We start from the raw sequence: 17,322 nt of genomic DNA on the forward strand, positions 1-17,322 counted from the left end.
CAGCGCCGGAGCGTACCTAGGGCGTCCTTGAATAAGTTATGATAAGGCTAGCTTTGACACTATGAATCGTATTTACCTCCTGCTGCTGGGACTCTTCGTCGCCGGCGCCGTAGTGGCGCAACCGGCCAACGACGACTGCGGTTCGGCCGTGGTGCTGCCGGCGACCCTGAGCTACTGCTCGGGACCGGACGCCTTCACCACCGAAGGGGCCACGCCCTCCCTGCAGCCGGATGCCTACCCCATCTGCATTGACGAGCGCGACCAGATCCGGGACGTGTGGTTCAGCTTCGTGGCGCAGCGCAACTCCGTAGCCATCCAGGTGATCGGCAACGAAAGCGGCAACCGGCGCGGTAGCCTCACCGCTCCCCAGTTTGCCCTCTTCGAGGGAGACTGCAGCAATCCCAACGGCGTAGCCTGTCGCTCCACCTTCGTGGCGGGCAACAACACGCCCAACAGCGGCTCCCTGATTTACAACGAACTGCAGCGAGGCGCCCGCTACTACATTCTGGTCGGGGCCCGCGGCGAACGCGCCGGCACCTTCGAGCTCTGCACCGAACAGTTCGACGCCCCGCCCAGTCCGAGCGGCGACTGCGAGACGGCGGTGGTGCTCTGCGATACTTCCTCCTTCGCCGTAGACTTCCTCCAGGGCCGGGGCAACCGCAACGACGACCTGCTCTCCGGCAACGTGACCTGCCAGAGCAACCCCGCCGAAAGCAACTCCGCCTGGTACAAGTGGACCTGCGACCAGCCGGGTACCCTGACCTTCGACATCACCCCCCTGGGCTCGGCCTTTAACGAGGACATCGACTTCGTGCTGTACGAACTGGAAGGTGGGCTGGAAGACTGTGGCCGCCGCGAGGTGCTGCGGCAGATGTTCTCCGGCGAGAATGGCGGCGACCCCAACAGCAGCATCCCCTGCTTTGGGGCTACCGGATTGGGCAACCGGGAATCCGACGTGACCGAGAATTGCGGCTGCTCGCCGGGCGACAACAACTACGTCCGCTTCATCGATATGGAAGCCGGTAAGTCCTACGCCCTGGTGATCATGAACTTCACCGGATCCGGCGAGGGCTTCGAGATCGACTTCGGCGGCACCGGCACCTTCCTGGGTCCCGAACCGAACCTCACCTACAGCACCACCGAAGCCTGCGTGGGGGAGGCGGTGACCTTCCTCGACCAGTCTACCTCGGTCGACGGCATCGAATCGTGGGACTGGGACTTCGGGCCCACGGCCACGCCCCGCTTCGCCAGTGGTGCCGGGCCCCACGACATCAGCTTTTCGGAGGCCGGCAGTCCGAATGTGACGCTGGCCATCACCAGTACCCGTAACTGTATCGAGTACCTCACCATGAGCGCGGTCGAAGTGGTGTGCTGCGCGGATCAGTTCACCGGTCAGGCCACTATTTCCAATGTCACCTGCGCCGGGGCCATGGACGGGGCCATCGACTTCACGGGGAGCAGCAGCTTGCCGGGGGTTTCCCTGGCCTACGCCTGGAGCACCGGGGCCACCACGCCCTCGATCAGCAACCTCGACCTGGGCGAATACAGCGTGACCCTCACCGACGGCTCCGGATGCGAGGCGGTCTATACTTACCTCGTGGAGGGTTCGGCGGCCTTCGTGCTTGACACCCTCATCACGCCGCCCGATTGCGCAGGGGGTACGAACGGGGCGCTGGAATTCACCATCCGTTCGGGGGGTGCCGCACCTTACGAGTACAGTTTTAACGGTGGGCCCTTCTCTTCCGGTAACCGGATCGACAACCTCACCGTCAGCACGGTAAACGTACGCGCCCGCGACGCTGCGGGTTGCGAGGTGGAGCAGGACATCTTCGTCGATGAACTCCAGCTGGAACTCCTGGCCGGGGCTTCCACCTTCACCGAGCCCGTCTGCAACGGAGAGGCCACCGGCCGGATCGTCATCGAACTGGCCAACGGACGGGCGCCCTACCGGTACGACTTTGGCGACGGTTTCCAGCCGGAGAATGAGAGAGACGGGCTCACCGCGGGTACCTACCCCGTGCGCACGGTAGACCAGGACGGCTGTACGGCCGACTTCGCCATCACCATCACCGAACCGCCGGTGCTGACGGCGGACCTGCAGGTGGACAGTATCAGTTGCTTCGGCTCTACCGACGGTGCCATTTTGGCCTTCGCTGCCGGCGGCCGGCCGCAGTACACCTACAACTGGCGGGACGGGGCCCAGGGAGAGTTTCGCGACCAGATCGGGGCGGGCACCTACACCCTGGAGCTGACCGACAGCGTGGGATGCACCATCACCGAATCCGTGACCCTGACGAACCCGGACGAGATCGTGGGCAGCATCGTCGACCGGGAGAACCTGATCTGCTTCGGCGATTCCACCGGCACCTTTACCCTGGCGGCGGCGGGGGGCATACCGGAGTACACCTTCAGCGCGGACGGTGAAACGTACCAGGCCGATCCCCTGCTGTCCGACCTGCTGGCCGGCGACTACACCCTGTACGTGCGCGACCGCAACGGCTGCCAGGACAGTCTGACGGGCTCCCTGACTCAGCCCGAAGAGTTCATCGTGCAGGCCGGGCAAGGCGCACGCCTCTTCCTGGGAGAGGATACCACCCTGCGCGTGACCAGCAACTACTTCCCCGTGACTTACAGTTGGGGGCCGGACAGCGTACAGTGCCTCACGCCCGACTGCTCGCAAGTCAGGGTGATGCCGCTGCGCTCGGAGGATATCTTCGTCACCGGCGTCAACGAAAGCGGCTGCGTGGATACCGCCTTCGTGGCCTTTACGATCATCGAGGACTTGCGGTCTTTTCTGCCCAACGCCATCTCCCCGAACGGCGACGGGAACAACGACAACTTCACCATCTTCGGCAACCGCGCCATGGCCAACGTGGAGCGGCTGCGTATTTATAACCGCTGGGGCGGACTGGTCTACGAGGCCCCCGAGCCCTTCCCCGCAAATGAATCTTCCCTCGGCTGGGATGGGACCGTCAACGGTCAACCGGTAAACAGCGGGATCTACGTGTACTACATCGAGGTCAGCTACATCAACGGGCGGCGGGAAGGCTACCGGGGCGACGTGGCCGTGATCCGGTAAATCTTATCCCATGCGCCTCTTGCTGATTGCCGTCGTTTCCGTTCTCCTGCTTTCCGGCTGTCCCCGCAGTTCGGTGGGAGATCGCCTGTTCGACATCAATTACCCGGTCATCGACTTCACGATACCGGCCGGCCAGCCCTCCTTTCAGACCTTCGTGGTGGCGCAACCCCGGATGGATACCCGCTTCCAGGATCAGCTGGACGCCTCTGGCTTCACCGCCGACGACGTGGACCTGGTGGGCGGGGTACGCGCACGGGTGACCAGCCTGTCGGGCGAGGACTTCCGGGAGATCGAGCGGATGGAACTGCGGGTCTGCCCGGTCTCCAGTCCGAACGGCTGCACCTTCATCGACCTGATGTTCAGCATCGACGACCTCGGCGGGCGGCGGCAGCAGACGGTCAACCTCAATCCCGGAGAAAAGAACTTCCGCAACGTATTCCTGGAAAACGAAGAGGTACGAATGGAACTGGTGATTACTCCCTTCGACGTCACTACCCAGAACATCGATGCGCGCCTGGAATGGACTATTGGTGCTGTGGGGGGGTTGTAGAAAGGTAGTTCTTTAGTTCTTTAGGCTTTTAGTCTTTTGGTTCGTTAGGGCCTAAATGCCTAAAGAACTAATAGCCTAAAGAACTAAAATACTAAAGAACTAAAAGCCTAAAGAACTAATAGCCTAACGTACCAAAGCCAATCTCATCCGCTTGATCCGGTCCTCAAGCTTTTCGGAGGAGATGCGTTCCCGTAGCCGGTCCACGATGAGGGCGAAGCTGAAGGGGGTTGCTTTTGCTGGTGTCTGGAAGAGGATCTTTTGGGAGTTGATCCGTTCCAGTGCGCTGCGCAGGCGGGCCTCCTGGAGCTGGAAGGTCATGATCTCGTCGTAGGCCTGCTGGAGGAGGAGATTAGTGGGCTCATAATCGGTGAAGACGTCGAAGAATAGCTGGGAGCCGCTCTGCAGGTGCTTTTCCTTTTTCTGCTTGCCGGGGTAGCCTTTGAAGATCAGCCCCGCGATGGCGGCGATGTCCCGGAAGCGGCGGCGCGCCATCTCCGTAGCGTTGATGCCCGCGTTGAGGTCGGCGGTGAGTTCCGTGGTGTTGAAGAGGTCGCTGCCCAGGGCCTCCTCGATTGGAATGGGCTGGTCGCTCAGGAGCTCGAATCCGTAATCGTTCATAGCGATCGTGAAGGTGAGGGGGGCGAACTGGCTGATGCGGTAGGCGATCAGGGAGCTCAGGCCCTCGTGGATGCCGCGTCCTTCGCAGGGGTACACCAGCAGGTGGTAGCCCTCCCGGTCGTGGAAGTATTCGATCAGCAGTTCGTCGGGCGCGGGGACGGCGCTGCGCTGCACCTGGATGTCGCGTAGGGGAGCCAGCTTGGCGAGCTCGCGGTCGTGGTAGTCCTCCCGCTTCAGGTCGCCGAGGGAGAGGCGCAGGAACTCCGAGAGCTGACTCGACAGCTGCATCCGCCCCCCTTTCCAGCTGGGCACTTTACCCTTTTTGGCGTTGCTGCGCTTGACGAGTGCTTCCATGCCCTTAACCTTGACGAACTTCAGGCTGCGGCCGGCAAACCAGAAAGTATCCCCGGGCTTCAGGCTCGAGATAAAGTACTCCTCGATGGTGCCGATGTAGCCGCCGGTGAGATATTTGATCGTCAGGGTGGTCTCGCTCACGATGGCGCCGATGCTCATGCGGTGCATGGTGGCCACCCGCTTGCTTTCCACGCGGTAGACGCCCTCCTCGTCGCGGATCACCTTGTGGTATTCGTCGTAGGCGCCCAGACTGTTGCCGCCGGTAGTGATGAAGTCGAGGCACCAGGCGAACTCCTCGTCCGAGATCGACGCGAAGCAGAACGTGCCCCGGATCTCCTGCAAAATCTCCTGCCGCCGGAAGCCGCCGCTGACCGCGAGCGTCACCAGGTACTGTACCAGCACGTCAAAGCTGCGGAGGTAGGGGATGCGGCTCTCGATCACCCCGCCGTCAATGCACCGGCGCAGGGCCGAAGCCTCGAGCAGCTCCATGCTGTGGGTAGGCACGAAGTGGATCACGCTCTTCGCCCCGGGCTGGTGACCGCTGCGGCCCGCGCGCTGGAGAAAGCGGGCCACCCCTTTCGGACTGCCGATCTGGACGATGGTCTCCACCGGCCGGAAGTCTACTCCCAGATCAAGGCTGGAAGTACACACCACCGCCTGCAGGGTGCCTTCGTGGAGGGCGTCCTCTACCCAGTCGCGCAGTTCCCGGCTGATGCTGCCGTGGTGCATGGCGATGGCGCCCGACAGGTCGGGGTCGGCGTCCAGCAGGCGCTGATACCAGATTTCGCACTGGCTGCGGGTATTGGTGAAGATCAGGGTGGAGCCGGAAGAGTAGATGATGGGTATCACCTTTTCGAGCAGCTTGATGCCCAGGTGACCGGCCCAGGGAAAGGTCTCGATCTCGTCGGGCAGCACGGTGATCATCTCCGTTTCCTTGGCGTGGCGGGAGCGGACGATCACGCGGTGGGCCGCGGAATGCTCGGGCACCAGTACTTCCAGAGCTTCTTCCATGTTGCCGATGGTGGCGGATATGCCCCAGGTGCGGAAGGCATCGCCCCGGAGCCCACGAAGCCGGCTCAGGGCCAACTCGACCAGCACCCCGCGCTTGGTGCCCAACAGCTCATGCCATTCATCGGCTACCAGTACGCGGAGGTCGCCGAAGAACTTCTCGTAGCCCGCGCTGGCAATCAGCAGGTGGAGGCTTTCGGGGGTGGTGATGAGGATCTCGGGCGGGGAGCGGCGTTGCTTGCCGCGGTCGGATGTAGAGGTGTCGCCGGAGCGGATGCCCACTCGCCACCGCATGCCCAGGTCTTCGATGGCGCGCTCGGCGGCCGACTGTATCTCGCGGGTAAGGGCGCGGATCGGGGTGATCCACAGGGCCCGCAGCCCGTTGTTGACCCGGCCCGGGTCGTCGGGGTGCTCGGCCAGGAATTCCAGGAGGATGGGCAGGATCAGCGAGTAGGTCTTGCCGCTGCCGGTGGGGGCGTTCACGAGTCCGCTCTTGCCGGAGAGGTAGGCGGCCCACGCTTCCTGCTGGAAGGGGAAGGGCGTCCACCCCTGGGCGGTGAACCAGTCGGTGCCGCGGCGCAGCAGGGGGGCGTGGGGTTGGGTCGTCACTTCCCTTGTAACGTCGCCGGGGCAGACCGGTTCCGCGTGACAAGGGCTTTCGCCATTGACCGCCCTTGGGTTGAATCGTCTTGAGAATATTCCGGGCGGCGGCGCGCGGGTGCCGGGGCAAGTGGGGCGGGGTCTGGGCTGGTGTGGTTATATTACCAGTACCTGAGGTTGATGCGCTGTCTATCCTCCTGCCTGCAAAACCGTGCTAATGCCGTCGTCGACAGTGCCGGAACTATACCGTACCGGAGCCCGTGATGCCGCTTTGATTGTCCCATTTACCCACCGCTAGCCAATGGTAAAATTAGATCAGATCGATTGGTGTGAGACTCCCCTGGTGTTGCCCACCCGGGGTACACCAGTGGAGGAGGAAATCAGCCGGCACCTTGGCTTCCCGCTGACCAGTCTCGCTTACCTGGCACCCGTGCCCTGGGTGGCGTGGTCCCTGGCCACTAAAATTCAGCCCGTAGCCCATATTTCCAACCGGTTGTCGGATTTGATCACCCTGGTGGTCAGTATGGAAAACTCTTGCCGCCACTGCTACGGGGCCACGCGTTCCATCCTGCGGCTGACGGGGTATTCGCAAAAGCGCATCAGCGAACTGGAGGAGGATTTTTTCCACGCGAAGCTCGACGAAAGAAACAAAACGGTACTCGACTTTTCCCGGAAGTGCGCCCGCGCCGATCCCCGCCCGGACGCCGGTGACCTGGATGCCCTGGCGCGGGTCGGGTTGAGCCGGATGGAGGTGGCGGAGGTGGCTTACGTGGCCACGAACACCTGCTACAGCAATCGTCTGGCCACCATTCTCGCCATCCCCCCGGACGCGATCGAAGACCAGGATAAAAAGCTGCTTACGCGCCTGTTCCGCCCACTTGTAGCCATTGGGTTCCGGGGGGTGCTTAACCGGACCAAAAAGAGGAACATCCGCAAGTATCGGTCCGAACTCGAAAATTTGGAAGGCCCTCCGTTCGGAAACCGGCTGGTCGATGCCCTGCGGGGGTCCCCCACGGCCGACGTGCTACATAGCATACTCAACGATTGCTGGCACTCTCCCCACACTTCCAAACGGACGAAGGCCCTGGCCTTCGCCATTATTGCCCGGACCCTTAACTGCTCGGTGTGTACGACCGAAGCCAATCGCTTATTAGAATGCGAAGGATTGCTTCGGGAAGATATCGACCACCTGCAGACCTACCTGAGCTCGGATGCCTTGAGCGGATTTGAGTCGAGGTTCATCCATTTCGCCCGGGATACGGTCAATTACCAGGTGCCGGATATCCAGTTCGTGGCGCGAAGATTTCTGGAGGGGCTGAGCAAGGAAGAGACCATTGAGATCTGCGGCCTGGTGGCGCTGGCCAACTGGGTGGCCCGCCTGAGCATCATCCTGGAGCAAAACGAGGCGGCATGAATGCGGTGTTCCCTCTGGTGCTGGCCGTTGCCCTGGTCGTGGTGCTTGCCTTTTTCCTGTTCCGTGCCCGGCGCAGGATCGGCCGCTTGCGGGCGGCCCTCAACTCGGCCTCCCTGGAACTGCAGCAGGTACAGAAAGCGTTCCACCGCTTCGCGCCCCGCAGCGTGGTGGAACAGATCATCCGGCAGGGCGTGGCTGTGCACGGGGAACGGCAGGAAGTGAGCATCGTATTCGTCGACATTGTAGGATTCACGAACCTGGCCGAGAGTATGGAAGCGGAACAACTGGTGGAGGTACTCAACGGGTACTTTGAGTCCATGAGCCTGGCTATCAGCCAACACCGCGGCTACGTATCCAAATTCATCGGCGACGGGCTCATGGCGCTGTTTGGCACCCCCCACTCCAACCGCTGGCACGCCCTGGACGCGGTGTGGGCCGCCCTGGCCATGCGCGCGGCGCTTAAAGAATACAACGAATCGCTCAGGAGGCGTGACCTGGCCCCCCTGGAGATCGGCATCGGCATCCACTGCGGGCAGGTGGTGGCGGGCGTGATCGGCAACCAGCAACTGATGGAGTTCACCGTGATCGGCGACGCGGTAAATACGGCCGCCCGCATCGAGGCGCAGACGCGCGTCCACCAGGTAGACATCCTGATCAGCCAGGCGGTACGCCGGCACCTGGATGACAAGTTCCGCGTCCGGGAGCTGCCCCCGATTACGGTGAAAGGCAAACGGGAAGCCCTGACGCTGTTCACCGTGGAGGGTTATGCGGACCACGAGGAAAGCGGCGTCGGCCGCGGGGCATTGGAGGCTTGATACGGAACCCGCGCTCCGCCGGCTGATGGGGAATGCCCCTTTACGGCTTCCGGCACTGGATCAGGAACATGAGCTGATCCTCTTGTACTTTCCGGATATCGACCAGTCCGCATGCGCCGAACTCGGCCTGCACGGCCGCGGGGTCGTAGTAGAATATCCGGGCACCCCGGTGGCGTTCGTAGCGATGCGGGCCCACCCGGTCTCCATGGCCGTAGCCGGGAGGCTGCCGGGTGACGGCCGTGAAGATCATCAGTCCGTCGGTGCGTAGCTGAGCGAAGCAGTTGCGGATCAGGTCCGTCCTTTCCCGAGCGTCCAGCAGGTGGATGAGGGCGTGGCAGTAAACGGCGTCGTACTTCCTGTCGTCGAAGGGCATGTCGGTGACTGAGCCGTGGAATACGTCGAGGTCGGTCCCGAAGTGCTCCCGAGCCAGTTGGATGGCGGTGGCGGAGATCTCGATGCCCGTTACGTGCATTCCGGCGGCGGTGAAGACCCGGGCGTTGCGCCCGTAGCCGAAGCCGGGCACCAGCACGCTTTTTACGCCCTGTTTCAAAAACAGGTCCCGGGCCAGCAGGGCGGACCTGGCGGGCTCGCGTCCCCACATCTCCTGTTTTTTTCTGAAGTGTTGTTCCCAGAATTCCGGCATGGGGAATGGGTTAGTTGTGATACATCAAGGTACGCGCGGCCGGATGTTCAGCGGTACGCAGTATCCGTGGCCGGTACTGGTAAATGTAGCTTCGGGGGATTAACTTAGGATAGCGCGGGACGGATAGGCAAACCGGGGGGTGAGCGCCGGGACCGTGCGCTGGTTTCGGGTGCAGGCGGGATTGGGCCGGTGGCACATCCCGGATTTGATTATGCAATTCCTGACGGGCTATGGCATCCTTGGCGGAAATCGACTGGTGTGACACCCCTTTGGTAGCGCCCACGCGGAATACCGAGGTAGAGCGGGAGATTCGCAAGCACCTGGGCGTTTCGCAGAACAGTACGGCCTACTTGGCCCCCGTTCCGTGGGTGGCCTGGACGTTGACCACCAACATGCCGCCCGTAGCGCACATTTCCAACCGCCTGACGGACCTGATCGGCCTGATCGTCAGCATGGAAAACTCCTGCCGTCACTGTTACGGGGCCACGCGTTCCATCCTGCGCCTGACGGGTTACTCCGAAAAACGGATAAGTCAACTGGAAGAGGACCTCTACCAGTCGGATCTGGATGAACGAACCCTGACGGCCCTGGCCTTCGCCCGCAAGTGCGCCCGCTCCGACCCGCGCCCGGACGCTCGTGACCTGGCCGAACTCGCGGAAGTGGGATACAGCCGGATGGCCATCGCCGAAGTGGCATACGTAGCCACCAGCGCCTGCTACAGCAATCGCCTGGCCACCATTCTCGCCATTCCTCCGGACGATATTGAGGACCTGGAGAAAAACCCACTGGCCCGGCTGTTCCGGCCGGTGATAAGGGTTGTTTTTAACGCGCTTGACGCCCGCGCTAAGCAAAGAAACCGGAAGAGATTCCCGCCCGGGGCGATTCAAGCTTGCGCCCCCAAACTGGGTGGAAAATTGATTGAGGCCCTGCGGGAGTCGCCCACGGCCCCTATGCTGGCGCGTATTCTCGAGGATTGCTGGCAATCCCCCCACCTTTCGCGGCGCACGAAAGCCCTGACCTTCGTGGTCGTGGCCCAGGCGCTCAACTGCCCGCTGTGTACCCTGGAGGGCCGGCAGTTAATGGAGCTGGAGGGCTGGCGGCAGGAGGATATCGACCACCTGCTCACGTACCTGAGTTCCGACCAGCTGACGCCCTTTGAATCCCGCTTCATCCACTTTGCCCGGGATACGGTGAACTACAAGGTGCCCGATATCCAGTACACGGCGCGCCGGTTCTTAGCCGATCTGAAGAAGGAGGAGATCATTGAGGCCTGTGGCCTGGTGTCGCTGGCCAACTGGGTGGCGCGCCTGAGTATTATTCTGGAGCAAGACCGGTAGGGTGGGCGCAGTGAGGCGTTGTGAACCGGACCGGAGGTCTGGAGCCATGGCTGCCGGTTGGTGTGTTTCCGCTGGCTGTGTCCGCAGTGAGGCGGAATGAACCGGACCGGAGGTCCGGAGCCGTGTTCTCAGTGATGCGTTGTGAACCGGACCGGAGGTCCGGAGCCATGGCCGGTGGTTGGTGCGCTGCTGCTGGCTGGGTCCGCAATGAGGCGGAATGAACCGGACCGGAGGTCTGGAACCATGGCCGCCGGTTGGTGTGCTCCCGCTGGCTGGGTCCGCAATGAGGCGGAATGAGCCGGACCGGAGGTCCGGAACCGTGGTCGCCTGTGAACCGGAGCGGAGGTCTGGAGCCATGGCCGGTGGTTGGTGCGCTGCCGCTGGCTGTGTTCTCAGTGAGGCGGAATGAGCCGGACCGGAGGTCCGGAGCCATGGTGCCTGTGAACCGGACTGGAGGTCCGGAACCGGGGCAGGACCTCACTCATCCTTTCCCTCTGGCACGGCCGGGGCGTCCGTGGTGATGTTTACCCGAACGCCACGCCCCAGGGCTTCCGCGGTGGGGATGGGGGGCCGCATCCGGGCCACCTCCCATTCGCTGAGGTGCTGTCCCCGCCGGGCGGACACCTCGGAGGGGCGGAACAAATTGGCGGCCCCGGGCTCCTGCGCGCCGCCGGCAAATTGCAGCAGGATGTAGTTGTTCACGGCGGCCACTTCGGCGTCGCTGAGCTCCGGCATCGGAGGCATCGGAGCGCCGTAGGTGCCGGTGTAGAGGCCATGGAGGGTCACGTTGAGGAGGTAGTCGCGCCCGCCTTCCGCCCGCAGGTGGGCCGCCATGCGCTGGATCGGTGGGTACATGCCGCGCCCGGAGCCGTCGACGGTGTGGCAGTTCTGACAGCTAACGCGGTAGGTCCGCTCGCCGAAGGCCAGCCAGGCGGGGGAGGTGAAGTCCGTATCCTGGTCGAGGACCCGCGGCTCCACGTCCGCTTCCCGCGCGATCACCAGCTGCTCGCTGCGCACCCAGGCGAACAGCACCGCACCGACCACCAGGCCGATGGCGAGGGCGTAAGTGAAGATGTGGGCGAGGATGTGACGCATGGCGGGGGGATTGAGGAATGGCTTCAGGCCAGGGCGAACTCTTCCAGATAGATGTGCGATTGGGGTACGCCGTGGTCGAGGAGGGCACGCTCCACGGCCTTCATCATGGGGGTGGGGCCGCACACGAAGAAGCGGCGTACGAAGCGCTCCTTCGGCAGGCGGCGTTCGAGCAGCGCGCCCGTCACCTGTCCTTCCTCAGCGGCCCAGTCGTGTGGCGGCTCGTCGAGCACAAAGACAGTCTCCAGGTCGAGCCGGCCCTTCAGGGCCTCAATCTCGTCGCTGTAGGCCAGCTCTGGTTCGGTATTAGTGCTGTAGATGAGTAGGATGGGGCGGGGGTCGCCGCGGTCGGCCAGGGTGGTGAGGAAGCTCATCATCGGGGTGATCCCGACGCCGCCGGCGATGAAGACGTAGCCCGGGGCCTGCGCGCGGTCGATGGTGAAGGCCCCGTGCGGACCGTCGAGGTACACCGTGGTGCCGGCATCGAGTTGCTGCAGCCGTTCGGAGAAGTCGCCCAGCGCCTTCACCCCGAAGGAGAGACGCGTGGTATTCTCGGCGCTGGAAGCGAAGGAGTAGGGGTGCTCCTCCAGGGTATAGGGCGAGCCGCCCACCTTGATCCAGGCGAACTGTCCGGGGTGGAAGCGAAAGCCGTCGTGGCCCACCGCCTCAATGTCGATGTTGACCGTGCCGCCCCCCTCCGGCCGTACCCCGACCACGCGCCAGGGGCGGCGCTTCTGCAACCAGGGTTTGACGAGGCGCAGGTAGACGATGAGCGACAGCAGGATCCCGCTGGAGGCGAGCCACAGCACCTGTTTCCAGAGGGTATTGATGTAGAGTCCGGCCAGCGAGATGTGCACCTGCGAAAAGGCCAGGGCCAGCACCCCGAGTCCGGTGTGGAGGCCGCGCCAGGTCTCGTAGGGGATGCGCAGCCGCACGCGCCAGATGGAGGTGGCCACCAGGGCCAGCAGCAGGAGTACCGCCCCGAGTCCGAACTTGCTGGCGTAGGTGCCGCCGAGCGGATTGAGGAGGGCCACCCGCGCGGGGTGTTCCATGAGCAGCAGCACCGGGTGGATGAGCACGAACAGCAGGGCCACTACCGCGATCTGCCGGTGGTACTTCAGCACCACGTCGATGCCGAAGGGGTAGGTCAGCGGCTTGAAGCGGGCGATGAGTACGAACTGGATGCCGATCTGGGTAATTCCCACGAAACCCAGCGCCACCGACAGCTCCACCCAGAACGACCGCCCGCTGGGCACCGGCGGCACCAGCATGAGCCCGATGGGCGCCAGCACGACGAAGAGGTAAAGGGCCAGCCAGAGAAAACCGAGTATGGTTCTGTTCATAAGGGAGCGCTCGGGGTTTGGGGGCGGAGCCCGATCCGTCAGGTGCCAACGCTACCCGGCTACCGTCGGTACTGAACAGTGGGGTGGGCGGGGTGGGTTCGCGGGTTTGATCTGTGAGCTTTGCTCGCGGTACCCCGGAGCCGGCGGCGGCGGCGCGCAGGTGCCGGGAAAACCCACAAGATCCAACTGCCTCAACGTACTCCGCTATTCATAAAACTCCGGTGGGTATTCCACCTTCCCGTGGACGCCCTTCAATCCGCCCTCGGTGAGGGCTACCACCATTGAATTCTCCTGCGGCACCTCAAACGGCAGCTCAATACCGAACCGATATGCTGGTTGGTACCCGAACCTGGGGTAGTAATCGGCGTGGCCGACCAAGACCACGGCCAGGTACCCGAGGGTCCTCGCTCGCTCGCGGGCCGCGCGGATCAGCCGCCTGCCAACGCCCCGCCGCTGGTATTCCGGCAGCACGGACACCGGGGCCAGGGCCAGCGCCTCAGAGGTGTCTTGCCCGCTCCTGATTTTCAGCCGGGTGAGCAGAATGTGGCCAACGATCCGGTGGTCCGTCTCCGCCACCAGCGACAGCTCCGGTACGAAGGCCTCCGAGCGCCGCAACCACTCCACCAGGAACTGCTCCCGGTGGTCGCTCAGGGGCTCCGCCGCGAAGGCTTCCTGGATTAGGGCGAAGACCGCTGGGTGGTCCTGGGGCATTTCTTGACGGATGGTAAGGTCCATGTAGTTATTGGGCGGGCGTTCAGCGGTGGATAGTGGCGTTTCGCTTGGGGGGGCTAAGGTAGCGGGGGTTGGTTTTTGAGTCGGTAACTTGTATTACCCGTCATCCCATCCGCCATGAATCACGACTATCCCACCATCAGGCCGCCTTGGAGTAGTCTGTTCGGATCGGCCTGGGCACTCGGTATCGTTTTGATCTTCGCATTTGGAATCCCCCGGTTCTCCTTCGTCTTGTCCGCCAACGTGACGGGCCAGTACGGACTGGTCTCCCTGGTTTTCGTCGCCATGTGGTGTACGCCCTGGGTGTTCCTGACCCGGGCGGGGCGGGACAGTATGGGGATGAAGTGGCCCGACCGCCCCGCATGGCTGCTGTCAGCCGATGCCATCCTGGACCGCATCGTACCTAAGGCGCACCGGGTCGAACTGAAGGGCAAAAGCCTCCGCAAAAGATCCGAACACCTATCTTCGTAATCCCTCATAAGCGTGAGTTATCCAGGGGGGTCAATACTCCGGAATAGGGGGGTCAGACACTCCGGAATACGCAACCAACAAGCTCAACCGGCGGCTGTACGTGGTAGGCGGTGTTGGGCGATCTCATAATTTGATGGTGTAATTTGTGGCCCGTCCCTGCCCATGCTTCTCTATGATCGATCGATCAACCATAGTAGAAAGTATCCTTTTAATTGTTGGACTTGGTATTTCTAGCTCTTCTGCAATCTGTCCTGATTGAGCCCCAGCATTGCTACTAATAAATTCATAAACCGTTTTCTCTCTCGGCGACATTTTTGATTGAATATTTGTTCTCTCGATTTTACTTTGAATCTTTCTTTTGATTGTCAACAGCGAATTCATAAAATATTGAATCCATTGAGTTATGTCCTCATTTGGTCGTTGAGCCTGGCAATGCCTAAGGACTTGATAGTAATCTTTTTTGGTTGATTCAATCTGATGTTCAAAACTGACGTATTGTACCCAGTCATATCCTTGTTGTAATAAACTTAAAGTGGTCAATAATCGACTCATTCTTCCATTACCATCTTGGAAAGGATGTATCGTCAAAAATTCATATACTAATACTGCGGTTTTCACCAAGGGGTGCACTTCAGTAGGCGTATTGTACCACTTTATGATTTCATTCATTTTATCTTCTGTGGGGTGACCAGGCGGTGTGGTTTCGAAGATTATTTGCCGGCTTCCATCGGGTAATTTTGCCTCTACTGCATTACTGTGTTGTTTGTAATTGCCTCTGTGCCACTCATCTTTTCTGCTGTACTGCATTAGAATTTTATGTAGACCTAATATATCTTTTCTCTCTATTTGAATTGAATCGCTGTTTTCTATGATGATTTCGAGAGCTGCGTAGTATCCCGCTACTTCTTGTTTATCTCTATTTTCAAGTTTATTGATATCCAATGCTGATAGGAATCGTTTGACTTCAGAATCACTCATTTTTGAGCCTTCGATCCTTGTAGAGGCCCCTACACTTTGAATGGTAGCCATTGTTCTTAGCTGAGTCAGACTAGCTCCTTCCCGTCGCCTTATGATGGCCCATGAAGCGTCAAATCGATCTATCTCGCTGATTAGGTTTACCAGATTCCAGTCAAGCTTCCCTTTAAAGTTGTAAAGCTTCATCGTATTTTTCATGGCTACAAGGTAAACAGCCAGAAGCATAAATGATACGATTTGATTCGTAAATATTCGCTTATGATCCGGTTCGAGGATCGATCAATAAACTGGCAAGTGTTTTTTCGGCCTGCCTTTGATGGCAGGCTGTCGCTCAACGGGAGGCCGTGCAAAAGCTCACGCCCAATCTAGGCAAAAATCGGCCGCGGTGGCTTGATCTGTGATACCAGCAGTAAATAAGCCCCAAAAGTCGCTACGAAGTCCTCAAGCGAACCTCCAAGACCGGGAAGCGGGCCATTTGCGGGTGAAGTACGCCCCTTCAACCGTCTGATTAGCTCTGGAACGCCCAGTATCGACACACTCCGCCGCAGGTTATAGCAGCAAGCCAGCAAACTGAACTCCCCGTCGACTTGATCCAGGCCCCGGACTAGGGTGAAGTAAGCGCCCCAACTTCGCTTAATCGTGCCGAACGGATGCTCGACGATCGCTTGCCTGCTGGGGTAGACTTCCGGCCACTCCTGCAGTCGCTGGTGGTTGCGCGCCAGCGCCGCCGCGTGCTCGTGGTGGTAAATCACCTTACCGTGGCGGTTCCTGCGGGCCGCCTCGCTCAGGCACTGCTCGCGGATGGGGCACTGCGAGCAGATTGAGTTCGACAGCCGGTAGCGCTGGAAGCGGCGGTCGGTCTGGGCCCGTCCTCCACGGCTCTCCCGCTGGTGGTACCACCGCCCGTTGCTGGTCAACTCCTGCCCCTCGGGACACACGTACACGTCCGCCTCTTCGTCGTACTCGAACTCCCGCGGGCCGTAGCCCCCGGCCTGCCGGGGCTTCGACTTGCGCTCGGCCACGAAGGGCTCCATGCCCAGGGCCTCTACCTCCGCCAGGTTAGTGGCGTCATAGTATCCCTTGTCGGCCAGGATATCGATCGGTTCCCCGGGATTATCGGGCAAGTCCAGGATCTCCTTCGCTGACTTAGCCAGTCCCGCGAGGGCCTGGATGTCATTAACGTTCGTAGCCTCCGTATGCACGATGAGGTTGTGCTCGTCGTCCACTACCGACTGGATGTTGTAGCCCACCAGCGACTCCGTACCCTTCACCATCATACTGCGGGCATCGGGATCCGTCTCGCTGAGCTGATTTTCTCCACTTTTATGAAGCTCCTCCTGCATTTCTTCGTAGCGCTCTTTGCGTTCGCGCAGGGCAGTCAGCTTATCCAGCGCTTGCTGCTGCAGGTCTTGCTGGTTGTCGCTGGTTTCCTGGACGTCACGGTCTTCGAACTCTTGCAGCGCCTCGGCGATGCCATATTCGATGCGCTCCAGGTTGCGCTGCAGCTTGGCCCGGTTAAAGTGCTTACATCTAGGGCCCCTACCCCAGATGACGCGGCGCGTTCTGCGCGTGGATCTTCGTGCCGTCCACCGCCAGCCGCTGGCCGGCGATCAAGTCCCAATCCTTGAGTAGCAGCACGTATTCCTTAAAGACGGCCTTGAGTGCCTTGGGGTGGTTTTTACGGAAGTCGGCGATCGTATGGTACTTCGGCCGCAGGTTTCCCGTGAGCCACATTACCTCGATGTTGACCTCGCAGGCCCGCTGCAGTTGGCGGCTGCTGCGGATCCGGTTCAGGTAACCATAGAGATAGAGCTTAAGCAACAGATCCGGACCATATGCACTGGCGCCATCGGCCTGGACGGGCTTAAAGCCGAGGGCAGGCAAGTCGAGCTGATCCACAAATGCGGCAACGACGCGCACCTCGGCGTCGGCCGGAATCATCGCCTCCAACGGTGTGGCGAAAAGACCGAACTGGGCGGGGTCCAAACCTATGAGACCGTTGCAAAAAGTGTGTCACGATAAGAACCAATACTTTTCGTAACACAACTACAAGCAAATGGAAAACCACGAGTTTGATGTGGAAGCCTTCCGCAAGGAAGCGATCAAGAAACTGCAGGACGGTGAAGGGCTGCTGGGCGAGAACGGAGCGTTCACGCCCCTGCTAAAGTCTTTTCTGGAGCAGGCCCTGGAGGGTGAGCTGGACGCCCACCTAGCCGAAGAAGATGCGCCAAATCGGAAAAACGGTCGCGGCAAGAAGCGGGTACGCACCTCGCTGGGCGAGATAGACATCG

Annotated in this window: 14 protein-coding genes and 1 pseudogene; 7 read left to right on the forward strand and 8 right to left on the reverse strand. The window is 61.1% G+C overall.

The window, feature by feature from the left end:
• Positions 1-61: 61 nt before the first annotated feature.
• Positions 62-3,079 carry a T9SS type B sorting domain-containing protein gene (locus E4021_RS13125; protein WP_136459816.1) on the forward strand — a complete coding sequence of 1,006 codons (3,018 nt, stop codon included), beginning with the start codon at positions 62-64 and terminating at the stop codon, positions 3,077-3,079.
• Between the two features lie 10 nt (positions 3,080-3,089).
• Positions 3,090-3,629: a hypothetical protein gene (locus E4021_RS13130; RefSeq protein WP_136459817.1), complete on the forward strand. Its 540-nt coding sequence runs from the start codon at positions 3,090-3,092 to the stop codon at positions 3,627-3,629.
• 123 nt (positions 3,630-3,752) lie between these two features.
• Here E4021_RS13130 and E4021_RS13135 read toward each other — a convergent pair whose 3' ends face one another.
• The gene (locus E4021_RS13135) at positions 3,753-6,218 is read right to left on the reverse strand and encodes a ligase-associated DNA damage response DEXH box helicase (protein ID WP_246050299.1); all 2,466 of its coding nucleotides are present in this window, start codon (positions 6,216-6,218) and stop codon (positions 3,753-3,755) included.
• A 292-nt stretch (positions 6,219-6,510) separates the two neighbouring features.
• Between E4021_RS13135 and E4021_RS13140 the strand changes: the two genes are divergently transcribed.
• Both E4021_RS13140 and E4021_RS13145 read left to right on the forward strand, forming a co-directional pair.
• Positions 6,511-7,623, forward strand: coding sequence for a carboxymuconolactone decarboxylase family protein (locus E4021_RS13140; protein WP_136459818.1), 1,113 nt, complete (start codon positions 6,511-6,513; stop codon positions 7,621-7,623).
• Entirely contained in the window at positions 7,620-8,438 is an 819-nt protein-coding gene (locus E4021_RS13145; protein WP_136459819.1) for an adenylate/guanylate cyclase domain-containing protein, read from the forward strand. Before E4021_RS13140 ends, E4021_RS13145 begins: the two co-directional genes overlap by 4 nt.
• Positions 8,439-8,478: 40 nt before the next feature.
• On the opposite strand, the gene E4021_RS13150 is transcribed toward E4021_RS13145, so the two are convergent.
• Positions 8,479-9,081 (reverse strand): class I SAM-dependent methyltransferase, encoded by a 603-nt coding sequence (locus E4021_RS13150; RefSeq protein WP_136459820.1) that lies wholly within the window; start codon positions 9,079-9,081, stop codon positions 8,479-8,481.
• 230 nt (positions 9,082-9,311) lie between these two features.
• Here E4021_RS13150 and E4021_RS13155 point away from each other — a divergent pair, with 230 nt between their 5' ends.
• Complete coding sequence (locus E4021_RS13155; protein ID WP_136459821.1) at positions 9,312-10,418, forward strand: carboxymuconolactone decarboxylase family protein; 1,107 nt, start codon at positions 9,312-9,314, stop codon at positions 10,416-10,418.
• A gap of 477 nt (positions 10,419-10,895) precedes the next feature.
• On the opposite strand, the gene E4021_RS13160 is transcribed toward E4021_RS13155, so the two are convergent.
• The 3 genes from E4021_RS13160 to E4021_RS13170 all read right to left on the reverse strand — a co-directional run bounded on the left by E4021_RS13160 (position 10,896) and on the right by E4021_RS13170 (position 13,588).
• A complete protein-coding gene (locus E4021_RS13160; RefSeq protein ID WP_136459822.1) occupies positions 10,896-11,513 on the reverse strand; it encodes a c-type cytochrome in 618 nt (205 codons plus the stop codon).
• A 23-nt stretch (positions 11,514-11,536) separates the two neighbouring features.
• Positions 11,537-12,853 (reverse strand): ferredoxin reductase family protein, encoded by a 1,317-nt coding sequence (locus tag E4021_RS13165; protein ID WP_136459823.1) that lies wholly within the window; start codon positions 12,851-12,853, stop codon positions 11,537-11,539.
• A gap of 204 nt (positions 12,854-13,057) precedes the next feature.
• Positions 13,058-13,588, reverse strand: coding sequence for a GNAT family N-acetyltransferase (locus E4021_RS13170; protein ID WP_136459824.1), 531 nt, complete (start codon positions 13,586-13,588; stop codon positions 13,058-13,060).
• Between the two features lie 114 nt (positions 13,589-13,702).
• On the opposite strand from E4021_RS13170, the gene E4021_RS13175 reads away from it, so the two are divergent.
• Entirely contained in the window at positions 13,703-14,056 is a 354-nt protein-coding gene (locus tag E4021_RS13175) for a hypothetical protein (RefSeq protein ID WP_136459825.1), read from the forward strand.
• 123 nt (positions 14,057-14,179) lie between these two features.
• Here the strand turns inward: E4021_RS13175 and E4021_RS13180 are convergent, their stop codons facing one another.
• The 3 genes from E4021_RS13180 to E4021_RS13190 all read right to left on the reverse strand — a co-directional run bounded on the left by E4021_RS13180 (position 14,180) and on the right by E4021_RS13190 (position 17,017).
• On the reverse strand, positions 14,180-15,229 hold the full coding sequence (locus E4021_RS13180) for a Fic family protein (protein WP_211097019.1): 1,050 nt from the start codon (positions 15,227-15,229) through the stop codon (positions 14,180-14,182).
• 167 nt (positions 15,230-15,396) lie between these two features.
• Positions 15,397-16,374: a transposase gene (locus E4021_RS13185; protein WP_136459826.1), complete on the reverse strand. Its 978-nt coding sequence runs from the start codon at positions 16,372-16,374 to the stop codon at positions 15,397-15,399.
• 196 nt (positions 16,375-16,570) lie between these two features.
• Positions 16,571-17,017 (reverse strand): transposase, encoded by a 447-nt coding sequence (locus E4021_RS13190; protein ID WP_136459827.1) that lies wholly within the window; start codon positions 17,015-17,017, stop codon positions 16,571-16,573.
• Between the two features lie 70 nt (positions 17,018-17,087).
• Here E4021_RS13190 and E4021_RS13195 point away from each other — a divergent pair.
• Positions 17,088-17,322 (forward strand): annotated as a pseudogene (locus E4021_RS13195) (IS256 family transposase); the annotation flags it as partial.

Source organism: Neolewinella litorea (assembly GCF_004803465.1).
GTDB lineage: Bacteria > Bacteroidota > Bacteroidia > Chitinophagales > Saprospiraceae > Neolewinella > Neolewinella litorea.